The 20,210-nt window shown below is 63.2% G+C and carries 20 protein-coding genes and 1 tRNA gene; 9 read left to right on the top strand and 12 right to left on the bottom strand.

The features are described from left to right. Nucleotides 1-13: 13 nt before the first annotated feature. The 9 genes from AC1RMD_RS25465 to AC1RMD_RS25425 form a co-directional block, all read right to left on the bottom strand. Nucleotides 14-634, bottom strand: a complete 621-nt coding sequence (locus AC1RMD_RS25465; protein ID WP_492930641.1) for a Maf family protein — start codon at nucleotides 632-634, stop codon at nucleotides 14-16. Between the two features lie 11 nt (nucleotides 635-645). After that, the gene (rlmH, locus tag AC1RMD_RS25460; RefSeq protein ID WP_020701344.1) at nucleotides 646-1,116 is read right to left on the bottom strand and encodes a 23S rRNA (pseudouridine(1915)-N(3))-methyltransferase RlmH; all 471 of its coding nucleotides are present in this window, start codon (nucleotides 1,114-1,116) and stop codon (nucleotides 646-648) included. Between the two features lie 20 nt (nucleotides 1,117-1,136). Beyond that, nucleotides 1,137-1,826: a ribosome silencing factor gene (rsfS, locus tag AC1RMD_RS25455; RefSeq protein ID WP_492930639.1), complete on the bottom strand. Its 690-nt coding sequence runs from the start codon at nucleotides 1,824-1,826 to the stop codon at nucleotides 1,137-1,139. Then, nucleotides 1,827-2,486 (bottom strand): nicotinate-nucleotide adenylyltransferase, encoded by a 660-nt coding sequence (locus AC1RMD_RS25450; protein ID WP_492930818.1) that lies wholly within the window; start codon nucleotides 2,484-2,486, stop codon nucleotides 1,827-1,829. Between the two features lie 13 nt (nucleotides 2,487-2,499). Beyond that, nucleotides 2,500-3,414, bottom strand: coding sequence for an oxygen-dependent coproporphyrinogen oxidase (gene hemF, locus AC1RMD_RS25445; protein ID WP_492930637.1), 915 nt, complete (start codon nucleotides 3,412-3,414; stop codon nucleotides 2,500-2,502). A gap of 6 nt (nucleotides 3,415-3,420) precedes the next feature. Continuing rightward, nucleotides 3,421-4,689, bottom strand: coding sequence for a phosphoribosylamine--glycine ligase (gene purD / locus AC1RMD_RS25440; RefSeq protein WP_492930635.1), 1,269 nt, complete (start codon nucleotides 4,687-4,689; stop codon nucleotides 3,421-3,423). A gap of 6 nt (nucleotides 4,690-4,695) precedes the next feature. Then, nucleotides 4,696-5,421, bottom strand: coding sequence for a YebC/PmpR family DNA-binding transcriptional regulator (locus tag AC1RMD_RS25435; RefSeq protein WP_332855233.1), 726 nt, complete (start codon nucleotides 5,419-5,421; stop codon nucleotides 4,696-4,698). 51 nt (nucleotides 5,422-5,472) lie between these two features. Further along, nucleotides 5,473-6,582 (bottom strand): glycosyltransferase family 9 protein, encoded by a 1,110-nt coding sequence (locus AC1RMD_RS25430; RefSeq protein ID WP_492930633.1) that lies wholly within the window; start codon nucleotides 6,580-6,582, stop codon nucleotides 5,473-5,475. Between the two features lie 89 nt (nucleotides 6,583-6,671). Further along, nucleotides 6,672-7,895 carry an RNA-guided endonuclease InsQ/TnpB family protein gene (locus tag AC1RMD_RS25425; protein ID WP_492930631.1) on the bottom strand — a complete coding sequence of 408 codons (1,224 nt, stop codon included), beginning with the start codon at nucleotides 7,893-7,895 and terminating at the stop codon, nucleotides 6,672-6,674. Nucleotides 7,896-8,136: 241 nt separating this feature from the next. Between AC1RMD_RS25425 and AC1RMD_RS25420 the strand changes: the two genes are divergently transcribed. Further along, the gene (locus tag AC1RMD_RS25420) at nucleotides 8,137-10,659 is read left to right on the top strand and encodes an alkaline phosphatase D family protein (protein ID WP_492930629.1); all 2,523 of its coding nucleotides are present in this window, start codon (nucleotides 8,137-8,139) and stop codon (nucleotides 10,657-10,659) included. Here AC1RMD_RS25420 and AC1RMD_RS25415 read toward each other — a convergent pair. Both AC1RMD_RS25415 and AC1RMD_RS25410 read right to left on the bottom strand, forming a co-directional pair. Beyond that, a complete protein-coding gene (locus tag AC1RMD_RS25415; RefSeq protein ID WP_492930627.1) occupies nucleotides 10,652-10,954 on the bottom strand; it encodes a transcriptional regulator in 303 nt (100 codons plus the stop codon). The two genes, AC1RMD_RS25420 and AC1RMD_RS25415, sit on opposite strands and share 8 nt — an antisense overlap. Further along, a complete protein-coding gene (locus tag AC1RMD_RS25410; RefSeq protein ID WP_492930625.1) occupies nucleotides 10,945-11,289 on the bottom strand; it encodes a type II toxin-antitoxin system RelE/ParE family toxin in 345 nt (114 codons plus the stop codon). The genes AC1RMD_RS25415 and AC1RMD_RS25410 overlap by 10 nt, the downstream gene beginning before the upstream one ends. Nucleotides 11,290-11,405: 116 nt before the next feature. On the opposite strand from AC1RMD_RS25410, the gene AC1RMD_RS25405 reads away from it, so the two are divergent. The 4 genes from AC1RMD_RS25405 (at nucleotide 11,406) to AC1RMD_RS25390 (ending at nucleotide 14,007) form a co-directional block, all read left to right on the top strand. Then, a complete protein-coding gene (locus tag AC1RMD_RS25405) occupies nucleotides 11,406-12,314 on the top strand; it encodes a DMT family transporter (RefSeq protein ID WP_492930623.1) in 909 nt (302 codons plus the stop codon). Nucleotides 12,315-12,323: 9 nt separating this feature from the next. Then, a complete protein-coding gene (locus AC1RMD_RS25400; protein WP_492930621.1) occupies nucleotides 12,324-12,710 on the top strand; it encodes a methylglyoxal synthase in 387 nt (128 codons plus the stop codon). A 42-nt stretch (nucleotides 12,711-12,752) separates the two neighbouring features. Continuing rightward, nucleotides 12,753-13,727, top strand: a complete 975-nt coding sequence (locus AC1RMD_RS25395; RefSeq protein WP_492930619.1) for a quinone oxidoreductase family protein — start codon at nucleotides 12,753-12,755, stop codon at nucleotides 13,725-13,727. A gap of 100 nt (nucleotides 13,728-13,827) precedes the next feature. Then, nucleotides 13,828-14,007: a CsbD family protein gene (locus AC1RMD_RS25390; protein ID WP_492930617.1), complete on the top strand. Its 180-nt coding sequence runs from the start codon at nucleotides 13,828-13,830 to the stop codon at nucleotides 14,005-14,007. Between the two features lie 145 nt (nucleotides 14,008-14,152). Here AC1RMD_RS25390 and AC1RMD_RS25385 read toward each other — a convergent pair whose 3' ends face one another. Then, a complete protein-coding gene (locus tag AC1RMD_RS25385; RefSeq protein WP_492930615.1) occupies nucleotides 14,153-14,821 on the bottom strand; it encodes a DUF4136 domain-containing protein in 669 nt (222 codons plus the stop codon). A 208-nt stretch (nucleotides 14,822-15,029) separates the two neighbouring features. Here AC1RMD_RS25385 and pepN point away from each other — a divergent pair, with 208 nt between their 5' ends. The 4 genes from pepN to AC1RMD_RS25365 all read left to right on the top strand — a co-directional run. Next, nucleotides 15,030-17,696 (top strand): aminopeptidase N, encoded by a 2,667-nt coding sequence (gene pepN / locus AC1RMD_RS25380; RefSeq protein ID WP_492930613.1) that lies wholly within the window; start codon nucleotides 15,030-15,032, stop codon nucleotides 17,694-17,696. A gap of 42 nt (nucleotides 17,697-17,738) precedes the next feature. Beyond that, nucleotides 17,739-18,740 (top strand): class 1 fructose-bisphosphatase, encoded by a 1,002-nt coding sequence (locus AC1RMD_RS25375; protein WP_492930611.1) that lies wholly within the window; start codon nucleotides 17,739-17,741, stop codon nucleotides 18,738-18,740. Between the two features lie 106 nt (nucleotides 18,741-18,846). After that, a tRNA-Thr gene (locus tag AC1RMD_RS25370) sits at nucleotides 18,847-18,922 on the top strand. A 194-nt stretch (nucleotides 18,923-19,116) separates the two neighbouring features. Next, a partial coding sequence (locus AC1RMD_RS25365; RefSeq protein ID WP_492930609.1) for a tyrosine-type recombinase/integrase occupies nucleotides 19,117-20,210 on the top strand: 1,094 nt, incomplete at its 3' end.

The following is a 20,210-nucleotide window of genomic DNA, read 5'->3' as shown; positions in this document are numbered from 1 at the left end:
TCATACACGCCGCTCAGGGTAGCGGCAAACCCGCCTGCCGCAGCAGCTGTGCGGTCTCGTACAGCGGCAGGCCCATGATGCCGGAATGGCTGCCGGTGATGTGTTCGATGAATTGCGCGGCCGGACCCTGGATGCCGTAGCCGCCGGCCTTGTCGTAGGGTTCCGCGGTGGCGCAATAGGCGGTGATGGCGGCCGGCGACAGCACGCCGAAGGTGACGTCCGACACCTGGGTGATCTGGCCGGCGAAGTCGGCCGAGTGCACCGCGATCGCGGTCAGCACCTGGTGGGTGCGGCCGGACAGCTGCTGCAGCATGGCGATGGCTTCGTTGGGCGTGGCCGGCTTGCCGAGGATGGCGCCGTCGATGGTGACGGTGGTGTCGGCCGCCAGCACCACGCGCGGCGCCATGCGGCGCTTGACCACCAGGTCGGCCGCGAACGCGGCTTTTTCGCGCGCCACGCGCGACACGTAGTCGAGCGGCGCTTCGCCGGGCAGCACCTCTTCGGTGACGTCGGGACCGCGCGGGCCGTCGCTGCGCAGCAGCAGCAATTCAAAATCGATGCCCACCTGGCGCAGCAGTTCGCGGCGTCGCGGGCTCTTTGAAGCGAGGTAGATCTTTTTGTCGACCGGTTTCATATAATTTTATTTTAAACGCGGTGATACGGGTGGTTCTGGGTAATCGACCATGCACGGTACAGCTGTTCCGCCAGCAGTACCCGTACCATACCATGCGGCAGCGTCATGCTGGAAATGCGTATCAAGCCTTCGGCGCGGGCCTTCAGCTCGGGATCGAGGCCGTCGGCGCCGCCGATCAGGAAGGCCGTGTCGCGGCCATCCTGCTGCCAGGCTTCCAGCTGCTGCGACAGGCCGACCGAAGTCAGGTCCTTGCCGCGCTCGTCGAGCGCAATGATGCGGACGGATTTGGGCAGCGCCGCCTCGATGCGCTCGCGTTCGAGCGCCATCGCGGTGGCGGCGGTCTTGCTGCCCGAACGGTCGACCGGCTTGATTTCCTTCAGCACGATCTTCAGTTCGGGCGGCATGCGCTTCGCGTATTCGGCGAAGCCCGTTTCTATCCAGGCCGGCATCTTGTGACCGACCGCAGCGATGATCAGCTGCATGCGCAGTTACCCATACAGCTTTACTCTTCGACTTTTTTGATACGCTTGATGACGGTCTTGACCGGCGCTTCGTCGGCCTTGGGCTTGGCGACCTTGCGCTTAGGCGGCAGGGACTTCAGCACTTCGGCGGCGGCGACGGCGGACTTGGTCTTGCCGACCTTGATGGTCTTGCCGGCCGGGACAGCGGCGGCTTTCTTGGCGGCCGGCTTCTTCGCGGCGGTGGCCGGTTTGGCGGCGGCGGCTTTGCGGGCCGGGGTTTTCTTCTCGATCACCGGCTTGACGTCGACCTTGGCTTTACCGGCGGCCATGTGGCTGCTGATCTTCTTCGGCTCGTCGGCGGCTTCGCCTTCGGCGGTGGACTTGCGCTTGGCGGCGCCGACCTTGACCGGCTTGTCGCCCCACAGCTCTTCCAGGCGGTAGTAGGCGCGGATCGGCGCCTGCATGATGTGGACGATCATGTCGCCCAGGTCGACCAGCACCCATTCACCGGTGTCCTCGCCTTCCATGCCGTAGACGTCGCCGCCGGCGGCCTTGACCTTGTCGCGCACCGAGGCGGCCAGCGCCTTGGTTTGGCGGTTGGAGGTGCCGGAGGCGATGGCGATCCGGTCGAACAGGCTGGTCAGGTGGGTGGTATCGAACAGGGCGATATCTTGGGCCTTGACGTCTTCGAGGGCGTCAACGACGAGGGATTGCAGTTTTTTGATGTCCATTTAGCTTTTGTATAGATTATGTTGTTCAATATAGTCTAGCACTAGCGGCGGGATAAGCGAGTTTGCGCTTTCCCCCCGTTGTAATGCCGCACGTATTTCGGTGGCGGAGATATCCACCGCGAAGTCTTGTGCCAGATAAGTCAGACCGTGCGGCGTGTTGCGGATTTGTTCAGGCGTTCCCAGACGGCGGGAAATCGCCTCGGCCACTGCCGGCGGAAGGCCGGCGGTGGCCAGGTTGAAGCCGGGGCGGGCGGCTACGCAGATATGGGCGTAGTCGAACAGCGCCTGCCATTCATGCCAGGTATCGAGCCGTTGCAGCTGGTCGGCGCCCATCAAAAAAGAGATGGAGGCCGACGGGCCCAGCTCTGCGCGCACCTGGCGCAGCGTGTCTATCGTGTAGGTGGCCAGTCCCTGTTCGCCGCGTTCGATCTCCTGCAGGTCGACCACGACGTCGTATTCCGAACCGGCGAAGGCCAGCGCCACCATCTCGGCGCGCTGGCGCGGCGTCGCCTTCAGGGTGGACTTCTGCCAGGGCAGGCCGGCGGGGATCACGCGCAACTGGTCTACTTGCAGCAGCTGCGCAAAGAGCGCGCCGAGTGCGACGTGACCATGATGCACCGGATCGTAGCTGCCTCCCAGCAGTGCGGTTCGGTATACCATCAGCATGCCATCGTCACGCGGCGAGCCAGTCGCGATGCGGCAGGAAATCGCTGTACAGCGCCGCTTCCGGCGTGCCGGCCTCGGGTTCCCAGCGATAGCGCCATTTGACGATGGGCGGCATCGACATCAGGATCGCCTCGGTGCGGCCGCCCGATTGCAGGCCGAACAGCGTGCCGCGGTCGAACACCAGGTTGAACTCGACGTAACGTCCGCGGCGATAGGCCTGGAAGTCGCGTTCGCGTTCGCCGTACGGCGTGTCCTTGCGGCGTTCCAGGATGGGCTGGTAGGCCTTGAGGAAAGCGTCGCCGACGCTCTGCATCATGGCGAAGCTTTGCTCGAAGCCCGCTTCGTTGTAGTCATCGAAGAAGATGCCGCCGACGCCGCGCGCTTCCTGGCGGTGTTTCAGGTAAAAATACTCGTCGCACCATTGCTTGAAGCGCGGGTGCAGCCCGGCGCCAAACGGTTGCAGCGCATCGGCGCAGGCCTGGTGGAAGTGCTTCACGTCCTGCTTGTCGCCGTAGTAGGGCGTCAGGTCCATGCCGCCGCCGAACCACCACGCCGGTTCGCCGTCGGCGGTGGTCGTGGTGAAGAAGCGCACGTTCATGTGCACCGTCGGCGCGTAGGGATTGCGCGGATGGATCACCAGCGACACGCCCATCGCTTCCCACGGCTGGCCGCCGAGGTCGGGGCGGTGCGCCGACGCCGATGGCGGCAGCTTGGCGCCCATCACGTGCGAGAAGTTGACGCCGCCGCGTTCGATGACGTTGCCTTCCTCGATCAGGCGCGAAATGCCGCCACCACCCTCGGGCCGGTCCCACGCGTCGCGCAGGAAAGGCTTGCCGTCGACGGCCTCCAGCGCCTGCACGATACGATCTTGCAGGCCGAGCAGGTAGGCCTTGACGGCGGAAGGGTTCGGAAAGGACGACATCTTATCCTAATGCTTGAGGCCGCGCCAGCCGATATCGCGGCGGCACTGCATGCCGTCGAACGAAATCTGGTCGACCACTTCGTAAGCCTGCTTCTGGGCGATCTTGATGCTGTCGCCCAGGCCGACCACGCACAGCACGCGGCCGCCGGTCACCTGCAGCTGGCCGCCCACTTCGGCGGTGCCGGCGTGGAAGGTCACCGATTCCGGCGTTTCGGCCGGGATGCCGTCGATGACGGCGCCTTTCAGCGGCGCGTCCGGATAGCCGGCCGCTGCCAGCACCACGCCGACGGCGGTGCGGCGGTCCCATTCCAGTTCGACCTGGTCCAGCGTGCCGTTGACGGCGTGTTCCATCACCGCCACCAGGTCGGTCTTCAGGCGCGACATGATCGGTTGCGTCTCGGGATCGCCCATGCGGCAGTTGAATTCCAAGGTGCGCGGATTGCCCTGGGCGTCGATCATCAGGCCGGCGTACAGGAAGCCGGTGAAGACGATGCCGTCCTTCGCCATGCCGGCGATGGTGGGGTTGATGATCTCGCGCATCACGCGGGCGTGCATGGCCGGCGTGACGATAGGCGCAGGGGAATACGCACCCATGCCGCCGGTGTTCGGGCCTTCGTCGTTGTCCTTGAGGCGCTTGTGGTCCTGGCTGGTGGCCAGCGGCAGGATGTTCTTGCCGTCGCACATGACGATGAAGCTGGCTTCTTCGCCGGCCAGGAATTCCTCGATGACGATGCGGGCGCCGGCGTCGCCGAAGCGGTTATCGGCCAGCATGTCGTCCACCGCCTGGTGCGCTTCTTCCAGCGACATCGCCACCACCACGCCCTTGCCGGCGGCCAGGCCGTCGGCCTTGATGACGATCGGCGCGCCGTTGGCGGCTATGTAGGCGTGCGCCTGCGCGACGTCCGAGAAGGTCTGGTACTTGGCGGTCGGGATGCCGTGGCGCTGCATGAAGGCCTTGGCGAAGTCTTTCGACGACTCCAGCTGGGCCGCTTCCCTGGTCGGGCCGAACACCTTCAGGCCGCGCGCGCGGAACAGGTTGACGATGCCGCCGGCCAGCGGCGTCTCGGGACCGACCACGGTCAGGCCGATGTGCTCCTGCTCGACGAAGGTCGCCAGTTCATGCAGGTCCGTGATGTTGACGTTGACCAGGCGCGAATCGCGCGCGGTGCCGCCGTTGCCAGGAGCGACATACACCATCTGGATGCGTTCCGATTGCGCCAATTTCCAAGCCAGCGCATGTTCACGGCCGCCGGAGCCGACTACCAATATTTTCATAAATCCTCAGTCTTCGATCAGCGTGTTGGAATAGACTTCCTGGACATCGTCCAGCGCTTCCAACGCGTCCAGCAGTTTTTGCATCTTGACGGCGTTATCGCCGGTGAACACGGTTTCGGTGGCCGGCTTCATGATGATCTCGGCCACTTCGGCCTTGAAGCCCGCCGCTTCCAGCGCATCCTTGACCGCCGCGAAGTCGTGCGGGCCGCACAGCACTTCGAAGCCGCCTTCGTCGTCGGCCACCACGTCTTCGGCGCCGGCTTCCAGCGCCACTTCCATCAGCGCGTCTTCATTGGTGCCCGGTGCGAACAGGAACTGGCCGCAGTGCTTGAACATGAAGGCCACCGAGCCTTCGTTGCCCATGTTGCCGCCGTTTTTGTTGAAGGCGTTGCGCACTTCAGCCACGGTGCGCACGCGGTTGTCGGTCATGCAGTCGACGATGACGGCCGCGCCGCCGATGCCGTAGCCTTCGTAGCGGACCTCTTCGTAGGCCGCGCCGTCCTCGCCGCCGGTGCCGCGGGTGATCGCGCGTTGCACGTTATCCTTGGGCATATTGGCGTCGGCCGCCTTGTCCACGGCCAGGCGCAGGCGCGGGTTGGAGGTCAGGTCGCCGCCGCCCATGCGCGCAGCCACGGTGATTTCCTTGATGAGGCGGGTCCAGATCTTGCCACGTTTAGCATCGGTTGCTGCTTTTTTGTGCTTGATATTGGCCCATTTGCTGTGTCCAGCCATGTTCGGTCTTCCTTCGGCGGTATGTCATTGGTGTGCGGTGAGGGCGGTATTCTAGCATAGGGGCCAACTCAAAACCTTTTCCATCACCTCTGGCAACTCGATTTTCGTCACCCACGCGTCCATCTCCTTGACCAGGATGACGGCGCTGTTTTCCGCGTCGATCGGCACCCATTCCGGATTGTTTTGACGCATCAGGGCGATCACCGGCACGTGCACGGCGTTGGCCAGGTGCATCACGGCGGTTTCCACCGTGACGATCAGGCTGCACAGGGCGAGGATGGCGGGCAGCTGGAAGAAGTTATCCACCGCGGAGAAAAGATGCGTATCAGGCAAGGCTGCATTGTTGTAAATCTCGCGCGCGGCCGGCAGGTCTTCCGGCACCACGTTGACCACGAAGCCGGCGTCGCGCCATTGCGGATGGCTGCGCATTTCCCTGATCAGCTCGAAGGCGCGCTCCAGCGGCCAGCAGCGTTCCGGGCCCTTGGAGTAGGTGTTGATGAACACTATCTTCGAGCCCAGGCCCCAGGTGGAAAATTGATCCCGCGCATAAGCCGTCCACTGGTCCGGGATGTGGATCACCGGGTAGCGGTCCAGCTTGGGGATGTCGAGGCCGAAGGCCTTGTGGAACCATTGCGCGTAGATGTCGCTGACGTGCGGCACGTCGCGTTCCTGCGATTCGTAGAGCGGAATGGTGGCGTTGAATTTCAGGATGCTGAGCTTTTTGGACAGCTCGAAGAAGCGGTATTTCTGCTTGGCCAGTCCGAGGATGAAGCCGCGCGGGCAGATTTCGCGCGTCAGCCTGGCGTAGCGGTGGCAGGCCATGTGGGTCAGCGAGGCCACGATCGGATAGTCCTCGCGGCGCGCCTCGGCGATCGATTGCGCGTGCAGGGCGGGGCTGTAGTTCTGGTCGTAGGTCTTGTCGATGTAGGGGCTGGCGGCCAGCCAGTCGTACAGCGAGTAGTTCTTCAGGTGCGGCCAGTCCTCGGGATTGGCCGAACGCCGGCGCTCGTCGACCCACAGGTGGATCTCCAGGTGCGGATGGGCGCGCTTGAGGGCGCGGAAGCACATTTGCATGTAGGTGAAGTCGCCGATCGCCATGTGGGTGACGATCAGGATCTTTTTTGCCTGGGCAAGCAGTGTCGGGGGGATCAGTTGTTTCATTTGTGGAGCTTGCCAGTAATTATCGGCGCTGTACAGGTGTAAGAAATTGACATCCCCCCCCTCCATGAATGGAGGGGATTCCTGCGGCGCTAACCATGAGCAAGCTCCCGGAAAGTCGCTTCGGTGGGTTCCTGCTTCATCGAGCGGCCTGATTGCGCCGATTCTCCACAGGCTAAAACGCGATGTCCTCGCGCTAAAATGTTGATCGCTCCGACCACATCGGCATGATTTTCGTAGCCACAATCGACGCACAGGAATTGAGCCTGAGTCTGCCGATTGTCTTTCGAGACGTGGCCGCAAGCCGGGCACGTCTGGCTGGTGTGGTGCGGTGGTACGGCCAGCAACATGCCGCCGTTCCATGCAACCTTATAGCCAAGCTGACGGCGAAACTCCCCCCATCCCTGATCGAGAATGGCGCGGTTCAGCCCCGACTTCCGGCCGACCTTCTTGCCCGGCTGTTCGATGGTGCCTTTGGAAGACCTGGACATATTCCGTACCTGTAAATCCTCAATACATACGAGCGCGTGGCTTTTGCTGATCGTCGTTGTGGTTTTGTGCAGGAAGTCTTTGCGGGCATTGGCGATGCTGGTGTGAATCTTCTGAACGCGAGCTTTCGCTTTCCTCCAATTGCTACTGAACTTGACCTTGCGGCTCATGCGGCGCTGGTAGCGTGCAAGACGCTGCTGGTGTTTCTTGAAGCTGTTTAGCGGCGCGATGAAGTCGCCGTCGCTCAAGGTGGCGAACCGAGCGATGCCGACATCGATGCCGATGGCTGTCGTCGCCGTGGGCAGTGGCTGTTCGACCTCACGTTGCGTTTGAATCGACGCGAACCACTTGCCGCCCGATTGGCTCACGGTGACATTGCGCACCTCGCCCAGCACGTCACGGCTGTTTCGGTAACGCAGCCAGCCGAGCTTGGGCAGAAAGATGCGGTCGTTGCGCTGGTCGAGTTTGATTTGCTTCGCGTCTGGGTAGCGAAAGCTGTCGCCGCTGCCCTTGCGCTTGAAGCTGGGGAAGTCTGCCCGTTTCTCGAAGAAATTCTTGTACGCCCGCTCCAAGTCCTTCAACGCCTGTTGCAACGGGTGACAGGGCGCATCTTTCAGCCACGGCGTCGCCTCGCCATTGCGCCAGCCGGTGAGCGCCTTGCACATCCCGGTGTAGCCGATGAACTTGTTGTCAGCCTCATGGTTGTCCTTCTGCATCGCCAGCGCTTTGTTGTAGACGAACCGGCACGCCCCGGAGAAGCGGCGCATATCATGCGCTTGCTCGCCGTTTGGCGTCAGTTCAAACTTGAAGGCTTGCAAACGAATCATACTGTGATTATATACAGCCCTACTCCACGAGCCAACACGTTTCGACTGACCAAGGACGGCTGCGCCGTCCGCGCTCTTGACCCCGCCCTGAAGGACGGGGCTTGCCGCGCCCCCGGTCAAATTTTGCTAAGCCAGCATAACAATGTCGCGCCTAGAGGCGATCCTCCATTTTTTGTAGAGATACTGTCATATCTTGCTGCTACTATTTATTTTTTCACATTATAAAAACAGCGGAGCAGATATGGATAGAAGGCAGTTTCTCAAATACGGCAGCTTTATTACGGTTTCGGTCGCCTCGGGCGCCGGCCTGGTTGCCTGCGGCGGCAGCAGTTCCGCGCCCGCCGATGGCGCCACCGATCTGCCGTTGGCCAGCGGCGCCTGGAAGTTCCCGCAAAGCGTGGCCTCCGGCGACCCGCACAGCGACAGCATCATGCTGTGGACCCGCGCCGTGCCGGCATCGGCCGACGGCGTGGCGCCCGCGCCGAGCGCCTCGGACAGCGCGATCCGCCTGGTGATGACCGCCGTCGACAACGGCGCGGCCCTGGGCGGCAGCACCGCGCTCAGCGGCGCCACCGTGGTCGACATCAAGCTGCCGTTGCAGTCGCAGTACGACAACACCGTGCGCCACAAGGTGACCGGCTTGAATCCCAACACCGTGTACTACTACCAGTTCGTCGCCGGCGACACGCGCTCCAACGTCGGCCGCTGCAAGACCGCGCCGGCCGCCGACGCCGACGTCTCGCAGCTGCAGTTCGCCTACATGACCTGCCAGGACTGGAGCGTCAACCACTGGGGCGCGATGACCAGCATCGCCGGCGAAAACCTGGACTTCATCGTCCACCTGGGCGATTACATCTACGAAACCGTGGGCGAGGACTTCCAGCTGGGCGCGGTGGAGTCGCGCCACGACGCATTGAAGCTGCCGGACGGCGCCTTCAAGAGCGGCACCTCGGGCGCCAAGTACGCCACCACGCTGGCCGACTACCGCTACCTGTACAAGAAGTACCGCACCGACGCCCGCCTGCAGGCGCTGCACGAGCGCTTCGCCTTCATCGCCATCTGGGACGACCACGAGTTCTCGGACGACGCCTGGGGCGACGCCCAGACCTACGACGGCACCTTCAACGCCGACGGCTCGGACCTGCACCAGACCGGCCGCCGCCGCAACGCCAACCAGGCCTGGTTCGAATACATGCCGGCCGACGTCAACCTCGACACCGCCACCACCAGCTTCCAGAACATCAAGATCTACCGCGACTTCCAGTTCGGCAAGCTGATGCAGCTGGTGATGACCGACGAGCGCCTGTACCGGGCCGACCACGTGATACCGGAATCGTCGATCAATCCGGCCACCGGCCTGCCGCTGGGCCGTATCGGTTCGCGCTACCTGGTGCCGCAGGACGTGCTCAGCACGGTCGAGGCGCAGAAGATGGCCGGCGCCACCACCATCGGCCTGGAGCCGCTGGCCACCGTCACGATTCTGGGCACCACCCAGCGCCAGTGGTGGATGGACAAGATGAAGGCCGCCACCTCGACCTGGAAACTGTGGGGCAATGAAGTATCGCTGCTGCGCATGGGCCTGAACGGCGTGGACGCCGTCGCCACCTTGCTGGCGCTGAACGCGGTGCCGACCATCGCCGCATCGATCGGCAGCACCGCCGCCGCCACCGGCGGCAACTTCCCGCTGGCCGCGGCGATCGTGGCGGCGGCCACCGCGGGCGCCGCGGCGGCCGTGGCGCAACAGGGCGGCGGCGCGATCGCCCAGACCGGCCCCGCCGGCGGCGGCACGCTGGAGACGCAGGTCGCGGCGGGCGTCAAGGCCGGCCTGACGGTGGCGCAGGCGACCATCGCGGCGGCCGCGTACAGCCGCGTCTACCTGGCCGGCAGCGGCGCGGGGGCGGCGACGTTGGCCGGCCTCGGCGCGCAGACCATCGCCTTCGGCTACATCAAGCCGGACATCCAGGCCAAGAAGATCGACTCGCCGTTCGTGGCGGCGTCCGGCAAGAAGGCGGCGCTGGCGCCGTTCTTCGCGCGCTTCCTGCTCAACTGCGACCAGTGGGATGGTTATAACAGCGAGCGCAAGGCGCTGATGGGCCACCTGAAGAGCAACAGCATCAGCAACGTGGTGGCGATCACCGGCGACATCCACGCCTTCTTCGCCGGCACCGTCAACGACGATTTAGACGCCACCGGCGGCGGCACGCCGGTGATGGTGGATCTGGTGTCGGCCGGCATCAGCTCGGACTCGTTCTTCAGCTACCTGCGCGACGCGGCGACGGCGCTGGGCGACATCGCCGCGCTGGTGTCGTACCCGCTGGCGATCCCGGTCACCGGCCTGGGCACCGTGAGCATCGCGATCAACATGCTGGACTACACCATGGGCAAGGCGGCGCCGACCGTGGCCAGCCTGCTGGAGCAGATCCGCGTGCAGGTGCGCGGCGCGCTGGGCGCCAAGGGCTTGCCGGAAGCGCAGCTGGACGCGACCACCGGCGCGGTGCTGGCGGGCCTGCAGGCGAGCAGCGACTTCAGCGTATCGTTGCTGGCGCTGGCGCAGCAGTTGGCCGGCCTGGGCAACAACCCGTGGATCAAGCATCTGAACACCGATGCGCAGGGTTACACGCTGGTCACGCTCACGCCGGGCAAGCTGGTGGCGCAGTTCAAGCAGGTCAACAAGCTAGTGGGCGGCAACGCGCCGACCAGCGTGGTGGCCCGCGTGACCACCGCCACCGTGACGGCCGGCTCGGCCGCCGTCGCCATCAGCTAGCGGCAACCCCAAGCTCCCGCTTGAGCGCGCTCACGATGGCGCTCAAGCTGGGACAGGCTGTTGAGGCCTCCGTTGTAAGTATCCGATGCAGTGTCTCGCTCGTCGTATCAAGCGGGCGGGACAGCGCATCAAATCCGGTGGTTCCCGCAATCAGGACGCGGAGCATGCCGCGCGCCGTCGCGTCGTCGCCAGCCTGAAGCAATTCGTCGATCTCATCCAATACCGCGTTGGCAAAGGTCGGATCGGCGGCAATGCGTTCCGTTATCCCATTTTCAAAATCACGAGTCAGTTCCATAGAGTTGCTCCTGCCGTTTTCTTTCTTAGCTTGAATTCCTCATGCAGTGCCTTTGCGCGCGCGATGTCCGCCTGCTGCTGTTTCTTTGTCCCGCCGCCGAACAATATGATCAGTTCTTCGCCGTCGCGAGCCAGGTAAATACGGTAGCCCGGTCCCCAATCGATGACATATTCGCCTATCCCGCTGAACCATTTAATGCGGGAGAGATTCCCACTCTGCATACGAAATAGTGCGCTTGCGACTTTTGCTGCAGCGCGTGCATCCAAACGATCAAACCATTTCTGGAATGGAATCGACTGGTCTGCTCTTACATATTTTTTAACGCTGATCGCCATCCGTCGATACTTGCACAGCCTATCACGGCTGGATTGATCCGGCTCACCGGAGGCGCGGGCAGGGCGGAAAATGGCGGCGTCAAGCGCCAGAGGGCGTTTGGCCTTACAATTTGCCCATGACTAAAAGCATCACGGACAGCGCGCCGGCGCGTGCCGCCTATCTGGGCGGCCTGGGTATCGCCATCGGCGGGGCGGTTCTTTTCTCGACCAAGGCGGTGGTGGCCAAGCTGCTGTACCGCTATCAGATCGACGCCGTCACGCTGATCGCCTTCCGCATGATCTTCTCGCTGCCGGTGTTCGCCGCCGTGGCGCAGTGGAAGATGCGCACCGAAGCGCCGCTGTCGACCGCCGACCGCTGGCGCATCGTCGGCCTCGGCCTGGTCGGCTACTACCTCTCCAGTTTCCTCGACTTCCTCGGCCTGCAATACATCTCGGTCGGCCTCGAACGGCTGATCCTGTTCCTGACGCCGACCTTCGTGCTGCTGATCTCCTCCACCGTGCTCAAGCAGCACATCAGCCGCCGGCAGTGGCTGGCGCTGCTGGCCTCGTATTGCGGCATTGTCTTCGTTTTCCTGCACGACCTCAACAGCGGCAACCAGAACGTCATCCTCGGCGCCACGCTGGTCACCGGCTCGGCCGCCGCATATTCGGTCTACCTGCTGCTGTCGGGCGAGATGGTGCGGCGGCTGGGCGCGTTGCGGCTGGTGTCGTATGCGATGTGCGTCTCCAGCGCGGCCTGCATCGGCCAGTTCTTCCTGCTGCGGCCGGCGTCCGGGCTGATCCAGCCGCTGCCGGTGTATGGGCTGTCGCTGATCAACGGCATCGTCTGCACGGTGATGCCGGTGTTCATGACCATGACCGCGGTCCAGCGCATCGGCGCCGGCACCGCCTCGCAGGCTGGTATGATCGGCCCCGTTTCAACGCTGTTCCTGGGCGCGCTGCTGCTGGGCGAGCCTGTCACGTCCTGGCAGTTGGGAGGCACCACCTTGGTGCTGGCCGGGATTTATCTGCTGTCAAAAAAATAGGATCGAGTCATGAAAACCCGCATTGCCCTGATTGCCCACGACAAGAAAAAAGACGACATGATCGCGCTGGCTGGCGAATACAAGAACTTCCTCTCCACCTGCACGCTGACCGCCACCGGCACCACCGGCGGCCGCCTGATCAACGAGCTGGGGCTGACGGTGGACCGCAAGCATTCGGGCCCGTTCGGCGGCGACTTGCAGATCGGCTCGATGCTGGTCGAGGGCGAGATCGACTGCGTGATCTTCCTGCGCGACCCGATGACGCCGCAGCCGCACGAACCGGACATCAACGCCCTGGTGCGCGCCTGCGACGTGCACAACACGCCGTGCGCCACCAACCTGTCGTCGGCGCACCTGGTGCTGTCGCAGTTGCAGCTGCGCGCCGCGACTGCCTGACCGGGACTACACTCTTCGCATTCCCTCACCACGGAGTCAGACATGACCAAGGCAATCCGCATCAACCGCGTCGGCGGTCCGGAAGTAATGGAGCTGGTGGACGTGGAGCTGGGGCCGCCCGGTCCCGGCGAAGCGCAGGTGCGCCATGCGGCCATCGGCCTGAACTTCATCGACGTCTACTTCCGCACCGGCCTGTATCCGCAGTCGCTGCCGGGCGGCCTGGGCATGGAGGGCGCCGGCGTGGTGGAGGCGGTGGGCGAGGGCGTGACCGAAGTGCAGGTGGGCGACCGCGTGGCCTATGCCGGTCGTCCGATCGGCGCCTATGCCGAGGCGCGCAATATGCCGGCCTCGCAGCTGCTGGTGCTGCCGGATAAGATCGGCTTCGACACGGCGGCCGCGATGATGTTGCAAGGGCTGACTGTGCAGTACCTGTTCCACCGCACGGTGCCGCTGAAGGCCGGCGACACCGTCCTGTTCCACGCGGCGGCCGGCGGCGTCGGGCTGATCGCCTGCCAGTGGGCCAAGGTGTTGGGCGTGACGCTGATCGGCACGGTGGGTTCGGAAGAGAAGGCGGCGCTGGCCACCGAGAATGGCGCGCACCACGTCATCAACTACAACAAGGAAAACTTCACCGAGCGGGTCAAGGAGATCACCGGCGGCAAGGGCGTGGCGGCGGTGTACGACTCGATCGGCAAGGATACCTTCATCGGCTCGCTGGACTGCTTGCAGCCGCTGGGCACGATGGTCAGTTTCGGCAACGCTTCCGGGCCGGTGCCGCCGTTCAGCCTGAACGAGCTGGCCAGCCGCGGCTCCTTGTTCATCACGCGGCCGTCGTTGATGGCCTACATGGCCAGGCGCGAGGATCTGGAAGCGGCGGCCAAGTCGCTGTTTGGCGTGGTCGCCAGCGGCGAGGTCAAGATCGATATCCGCCAGCGCTACGCCCTGGCCGACGTGGGCCGGGCCCACACCGAACTGGAAGCGCGCAAGACCACCGGCTCATCGATCCTGCTGCCGTAACGGTTTTGTGTACGCAAACGTACTGAGTGATGGCGCGCGGGGCGCTATGCTGGTTTCCATGCCCAAGCTATTCCAGCTTGCGCCCCAACCGGAGCATCACATGAACAAAGACCAAGTCGAAGGCAAACTGAAAGACATCGGCGGCAAAATCCAGGAAGAAGTTGGCGATCTGATCGACAGCCCTGAACAGGAAGCCAAAGGCCTGCAAAAGCAGGCTGAAGGCAAGCTGCAAGAGAAAGTCGGCGACCTGAAGCAAGCCGTGCACATCGCCACCAAGTAATTGGCGGGCTGAAATGAAAAATGCGCCGGTTTTGCCGGCGCATTTTTTTTTGCTCCGGGGTCAAGTCTGACATTCGGACACGAGCTCTGCCGTAGCAGCTGCTACGGCAGAGCTCGTGTCCGAATGTCAGACTTGACCCCGGGGTTTAGCCGGCCTTGGCTGGCGTGGCTTGCACGGTTTCGGTCTTCGGCTCGATCGTCAGGTCGACCCTGCGCGGCACGCCGCTCACGCCGGGGAAGCCGGTGAAGGCGCTTTGCACCAGGGCCGGCATTACATGTGGCGTGGCCTGCACGCGGCTGGTGTTCTGCACCGTGACGTCGTACAGCTTGCGGCCGTCGACGCTGTTGATGGTCACGCGCAGCTGGCGCTGGTATTCATGTTTGACGCGCTCTTCCACATACATCGGCCCGAAACGGTACGGGTCATGGAAAAACGGACGATAGCCCCAGCGCGAATAACCCCAGCCGTAACGGCCGTAGCCCGGACCCCAATACGGCCCCATGAACGGATCTTCCGCCTCCAACACCCGCACCGGATGGTCGATGGTGCTGAATTTCATGCCGATGAGCAACTTCGGCTGCGTGCTGTCGGCGACCTGGTGGAAGCCCAGCTTGCCCAATTCGTTGCCCACCAGCACTTGATAGCTGCGGTATTCCAGCGTGTCGTCTGCGCCCTGCGGGGCCTCGAACGCATAGGATTTGTCCTGGATGTCGGCCGGCCAGGCGTTGAAGGCCGTGACGTCGCTGCGGATGGTGGTGGCGCAGCCGCTCAGCAGTACTACGGCGGCCGTCGCCAGCATGGCGAGATATTTCATGATGGTGCCCTCTCTGTTCAGACGGTATTTTCCAGTACTAAGTCTACGACGGTCGCCCGCACCCTGCACGATTATTACAGAATGTTACGGCAAGGTGGAAACCAGCAACTTATATGCGCTAATCTGCAGCCCCCGCAGGTAATTCGCCCGTCCTCCTGCTGCTGGTATTGGTAAAATAGGCTTTTGCTTACGTCACCAGAGTCCTCCAATGCGCACAGACAGCAGTCCCAAGACGATATTCCGCAAAGATTACACCGCTCCCGCCTACCTGGTTGATACCGTAGAACTCGGCTTCGACCTCGATCCCGACCGCACCGTGGTGGCCAACCGCATCACCATGCGACAGAACCCGGCCAGCCGGGGCCGCGACATCGTGCTGCACGGCGAAGAGATCGAACTGGTGGCGCTGCGCCTGAACGGCAAGCCGCTGGCGCCGACGGAATACCATCAGGACGGCAGCACGCTGATCATCCGCAAGGCCCCGGCCAAGGTGGTGCTGGAAATCGAAACCCTGTGCGCGCCGGTGCAGAACACCAGCTTGTCCGGCCTGTACGTCTCGAACGGCAACTTCTTCACGCAGTGCGAGGCCGAAGGCTTCCGCCGCATCACCTACTTCCCGGACCGTCCGGACGTGATGGCCAAGTACACCGTGATGCTGCGCGCCGACAAGGCCGCCTATCCGGTGCTGCTGTCGAACGGCAACCTGATCGAGCAGGGCGACCTCGGCGACGGCCGCCACTACGCCAAGTGGGAAGACCCGTTCAAGAAGCCGTCCTACCTGTTCGCGCTGGTGGCCGCTCGCCTGGTCTGCCAGGAAGAGCGCTACACGCTGCAGTCCGGCCGCGAAGTGCTGCTGCAAGTGTGGGTGGAAGAGGGCAACCTCGACAAGACCGACTACGCCATGCAGTCGCTGAAGAACTCGATCCGCTGGGACGAGGAGCGTTTCGGCCTGGAGCTGGACCTGGACCGCTTCATGATCGTCGCCGTGGGCGACTTCAACATGGGCGCGATGGAGAACAAGGGCCTGAACATCTTCAACACCAAGTTCGTGCTGGCCAACCCGCGCGTGGCGACCGACGTCGACTACGCCGGCATCGAGGCGGTGGTCGGCCACGAGTACTTCCACAACTGGACCGGCAACCGCGTGACTTGCCGCGACTGGTTCCAGCTGTCGCTGAAGGAAGGCCTGACCGTGTTCCGCGACCAGGAATTCAGTGCCGACATGATCGGCACCGACAGCGGCCGCGCCGTCACCCGCATCGACCAGGTGCGCACCTTGCGCCAGGCCCAGTTCCCGGAGGACGCCGGCCCGATGTCGCACCCGGTGCGGCCCGACTCCTTCGTCGAGATCAACAACTTCTACACCGTCACCGTGTATGAAAAAGGCGCCGAAGTGGTGCGCATGTACCAGACCCTGGTGGGCCGCGACGGCTTCCGCAAGGGCATGGACCTGTACTTCAAGCGCCACGACGGCCAGGCCGTTGAATGCGACGACTTCCGCGCCGCCATGGCCGACGCCAACGGCCGCGACCTGCACCAGTTCGAGCGCTGGTATTCGCAGGCCGGCACGCCCATCGTCACCGCGCGCACCCGCTACGACGCCGTCAAGCGCAACTTCGACATCATCCTCAGCCAGCGCTGCCTGGCCTCCGCCGGCCAGGCCGACAAGCAGCCGTTCCACATTCCGGTGGCGGTGGGCCTGTTGAGCGCCAGCGGCAAGGACTTGCCGTTGACGCTGGAAGGCGGCAAGCACGCCAAGGGCACCACCACGGTGGTGCTGGAGCTGACCGAGCAGGAACAGATCTTCCGCTTCCGCCACGTCGACGAACGCCCGACGCCATCGATCCTGCGCGACTTCTCGGCGCCGGTGATACTCGAATACGACTACACCGACGACGAACTGCTGCACCTGTTCAGCCATGACAGCGACCCGGTCAACCGCTGGGAAGCGGGCCAGCGGCTGGCGATGGAGCGCCTGCTGAAGCTGACCGCGCAAGTGGCGCTGGCCGGCGGCAGCGACACCGGCCTGAAACTGGACGCCACCTTCATCAACGCCCAGCGCGCCGTGCTGACCGACGAGACGCTCGATCCGGCCTTCCGCGAACTGGCGCTGATACTGCCGTCGGAAATCATCATCGCCGAGCAGATGGACGTGGTCGATCCGCAGGCGATCCACGTGGCGCGCCAGTTCATGCGCCGCACCATCGGCGCGACCCTGAAGACCGAACTGCTGGAGCAGTACCATGCCAACCAGACGCCCGGCCCCTACAGTCCGGACGCGCTGTCGGCCGGCAAGCGCGCGCTGAGGAATCTGTGCCTGTCCTACCTGATGGTGGCGCCGGACATGGCGGAATTGAAGCTCGCGCAGCAGCAGTTCGAAAAGGCCGGCAACATGACCGACCGTTCCGCCGCGCTGGTCTCGATGATCCACAGCGGCGCCGAAGCGGGCCCGTACCTGAAGGCGTTCTACCAGGACTTCGAGAACGAGGCGCTGGTGATCGACAAGTGGTTCGCCATGCAGGCCGCCGCGCCGACCACCAACGTCGCCGCCGTGCGCAAGCTGATGCAGCATCCGGCCTTCACGCTGAAGAATCCGAACCGCGCGCGCAGCTTGATCTTCAGTTTCATCAGCGCCAATCCGTCGCAGTTCCACGCGGCCGACGGCAGCGCGTATGAATTCTGGGCCGAGTTCGTGATCAAGCTGGACGCGATCAACCCGCAGGTAGCGGCACGCCTGGCGCGCGGCATGGACCGCTGGCGCCGTTACGCGCCGGCGCTGCAAGCAAAGATGAAGCGCGCGCTGGAGAAAGTCGCCGGCCGCGCCAAACTGTCGAACGACGTGCTGGAAGTGGTCACCAAAGCGCTCGCCGATTAAGCATAATAATTTATACGATTTATCTTCACCTCAAGGGAAACCATGAAACGCATCAGCCTCACACAATACTTGGTGGAAGAACAGCGCCAGAACAACACGATCCCGGCCGAACTGCGCCTGTTGATCGAAGTGGTAGCACGCGCCTGCAAAACCATCAGCCACTCGGTAGGCAAAGGCGCGCTGGGTGAAGTGCTCGGCACCGCCGACACGGAAAACATCCAGGGCGAAGTGCAGAAGAAGCTGGACATCATCTCCAACGAAATCCTGCTGGAAGCGAACGAATGGGGCGGCCACCTGGCGGCGATGGCGTCGGAAGAGATGGAATCGATCCACCCGATCCCGAACCGCTATCCAAAAGGCGAATACATGCTGCTGTTCGACCCATTGGACGGCTCGTCGAACATCGACGTCAACGTCTCGATCGGCACCATCTTCTCGGTGCTGAAGGCGCCTGAAGGCATGGGCCAGCCGACCGAAGCGGACTTCATGCAAGCCGGCACCAAGCAAGTGGCCGCAGGCTACGCCGTGTACGGCCCGCAGACCATGCTGGTGCTCACCACCGGCAATGGCGTCAACTGCTTCACCCTGGACCGCGAGATGGGTTCGTGGGTGCTCACGCAGCGCAACATGCAGATCCCGGCTACGACCAAGGAATTCGCGATCAATATGTCGAACCAGCGCCACTGGCATGCGCCGGTGCAGCGTTACGTGAACGAACTGCTGGCCGGCGACACCGGCCCGCGCGGCACCAACTTCAACATGCGCTGGATCGCCTCGATGGTGGCCGACGTGCACCGCATCCTGAACCGCGGCGGCATCTTCATGTACCCGGCCGACACGCGCGACACGTCGATGCCAGGCAAGCTGCGTTTGATGTATGAGGCGAATCCGATGGCCTTCATCGTCGAACAGGCCGGCGGCGCGGCCACCGACGGCCAGAACCGTATCATGGAGATTCAGCCGCACAAGCTGCACCAGCGCGTGCCGGTGTTCCTGGGGTCGCGCGACGAAGTGGCGGTGGTGACGGGTTACCACGCAGGCTGAGAAGCTTCAAAATCGCACAAAGCAATGACATTTTTGCAGCATGGCTAAAATTTATCGTGTAGGGACTAGCGTGTAGCAGGAAATATTTGTTAGAATGTGCGACTTCGCCGCTTTAGCTCAGTTGGTAGAGCAGTTCATTCGTAATGAAAAGGTCGCCAGTTCGATTCCGGCAAGCGGCACCAGAACTCAGCATTAGTTTGTACCGAGAAGTATCAAAACCCGCTCTCCTCATAGGAGAAGCGGGTTTTTTATTGTCCCGAGATGTTCAGTGGTGTACAGTGAAATCCACGATCTGTGCGGGACAAAATGGCGTCAGGTCCCTCACTCGAAAAATTTGTCCCTCAATCGGCGCCAGGTCCGTCCCAGGGAGGCAGTCATGCCACTTACCGACCTTTTTATCCGGAAAGTCAAAGCTTCCGGCAAACCCAGCGGTGACAAATACGGCGACGGCCGTTCGCTCTACCTCCTGGTCAAGGAATCCAACAAATACTGGCGGATGAATTACCGCTACGAAGGCAAGTTTAAGACGCTGGCCTTCGGCACCTATCCCGAAGTCTCGCTGGCGGAGGCGCGCGAGTTGTGCGCCGACGCGCGCAAGCTGCTGCGCGCCGGCGTGGACCCCAAGTCGAAAAAGAAGGATAGGCACGCGCAGGAGCAGGAGGCCGACCCGAATACCTTCGAGGCGCTGGCGCTCCAGTGGCTGACGAAGATGGACGCCAGCCGCAGCGCCTCGACCCAGGAGAAGGTGCTCGCCTGGCTGGAGCATGATTTATTCCCCTACATCGGCAGCATGCCGGCAGCGGCCATCAAGCCGCGCGACATCCTCGGCGTGATCCAGCGTGTCGAAGCGCGCGGTGCCATCGACTCGGCGCACCGCATGAGGCAGATGTGCGGCCAGATCCTGCGCTATGGCGTGGCGATCGGCTGGGTGGAGCGCGATGTCACGCCGGACCTGAAGGGCGCGCTGATCGCCGTACCAAGAAAAAACTTCGCGGCGATCACCGAACCAAAGGAGCTGGCGGTGCTGCTACGGTCCATATACGGCTACGAGGGCCATATCGTGGCTGTGACGGCGTTAAAGCTCACGCCCTTGCTGTTTGTACGTCCTGGCGAGTTGCGCGCGGCAGAATGGGCGGAATTCGATCTCGATGCCGCCGAATGGCGCATCCCTGCGGCGAAGATGAAAATGAAGATTGAGCATATGGTGCCGTTGTCCACGCAATCGGTGGAGTTGCTGCGTGAACTGCATCGCGCGACCGGTCACGGGAGGTACGTCTTTCCGAGCCTGCGCACCGAGCATGAGTGCATGAGCGAGAACACCATCAACGCCGCCTTGCGCGCTATGGGTTTCTCGAAAGAGGTGATGACCGCGCATGGCTTCCGCGCGACCGCGTGTCAGTGGGAACCCAATAATCCCCACCTGTGGGAATTGAATTTTCCCCACCCATTTTTGAAGGAGCTCAAAAATGG

The organism is Duganella sp. GW822-FHT06D06, from assembly GCF_058799615.1.
The sequence above is the reverse complement of the archived record's forward strand: the minus strand, read 5'-3'. Positions and strand labels throughout refer to the sequence as shown.

Excerpts from the sequence above, each read along its gene's own strand:
- AC1RMD_RS25465 (WP_492930641.1), bottom strand. The coding sequence starts at position 634 with ATGAAACCGGTCGACAAAAAGATCTACCTCGCTTCAAAGAGCCCGCGA.
- rlmH (WP_020701344.1), bottom strand. The coding sequence starts at position 1,116 with ATGCAGCTGATCATCGCTGCGGTCGGTCACAAGATGCCGGCCTGGATA.
- rsfS (WP_492930639.1), bottom strand. The coding sequence starts at position 1,826 with ATGGACATCAAAAAACTGCAATCCCTCGTCGTTGACGCCCTCGAAGAC.
- AC1RMD_RS25450 (WP_492930818.1), bottom strand. The coding sequence starts at position 2,486 with ATGGTATACCGAACCGCACTGCTGGGAGGCAGCTACGATCCGGTGCAT.
- hemF (WP_492930637.1), bottom strand. The coding sequence starts at position 3,414 with ATGTCGTCCTTTCCGAACCCTTCCGCCGTCAAGGCCTACCTGCTCGGC.
- purD (WP_492930635.1), bottom strand. The coding sequence starts at position 4,689 with ATGAAAATATTGGTAGTCGGCTCCGGCGGCCGTGAACATGCGCTGGCT.
- AC1RMD_RS25435 (WP_332855233.1), bottom strand. The coding sequence starts at position 5,421 with ATGGCTGGACACAGCAAATGGGCCAATATCAAGCACAAAAAAGCAGCA.
- AC1RMD_RS25430 (WP_492930633.1), bottom strand. The coding sequence starts at position 6,582 with ATGAAACAACTGATCCCCCCGACACTGCTTGCCCAGGCAAAAAAGATC.
- AC1RMD_RS25425 (WP_492930631.1), bottom strand. The coding sequence starts at position 7,895 with ATGATTCGTTTGCAAGCCTTCAAGTTTGAACTGACGCCAAACGGCGAG.
- AC1RMD_RS25420 (WP_492930629.1), top strand. The coding sequence starts at position 8,137 with ATGGATAGAAGGCAGTTTCTCAAATACGGCAGCTTTATTACGGTTTCG.
- AC1RMD_RS25415 (WP_492930627.1), bottom strand. The coding sequence starts at position 10,954 with ATGGAACTGACTCGTGATTTTGAAAATGGGATAACGGAACGCATTGCC.
- AC1RMD_RS25410 (WP_492930625.1), bottom strand. The coding sequence starts at position 11,289 with ATGGCGATCAGCGTTAAAAAATATGTAAGAGCAGACCAGTCGATTCCA.
- AC1RMD_RS25405 (WP_492930623.1), top strand. The coding sequence starts at position 11,406 with ATGACTAAAAGCATCACGGACAGCGCGCCGGCGCGTGCCGCCTATCTG.
- AC1RMD_RS25400 (WP_492930621.1), top strand. The coding sequence starts at position 12,324 with ATGAAAACCCGCATTGCCCTGATTGCCCACGACAAGAAAAAAGACGAC.
- AC1RMD_RS25395 (WP_492930619.1), top strand. The coding sequence starts at position 12,753 with ATGACCAAGGCAATCCGCATCAACCGCGTCGGCGGTCCGGAAGTAATG.
- AC1RMD_RS25390 (WP_492930617.1), top strand. The coding sequence starts at position 13,828 with ATGAACAAAGACCAAGTCGAAGGCAAACTGAAAGACATCGGCGGCAAA.
- AC1RMD_RS25385 (WP_492930615.1), bottom strand. The coding sequence starts at position 14,821 with ATGAAATATCTCGCCATGCTGGCGACGGCCGCCGTAGTACTGCTGAGC.
- pepN (WP_492930613.1), top strand. The coding sequence starts at position 15,030 with ATGCGCACAGACAGCAGTCCCAAGACGATATTCCGCAAAGATTACACC.
- AC1RMD_RS25375 (WP_492930611.1), top strand. The coding sequence starts at position 17,739 with ATGAAACGCATCAGCCTCACACAATACTTGGTGGAAGAACAGCGCCAG.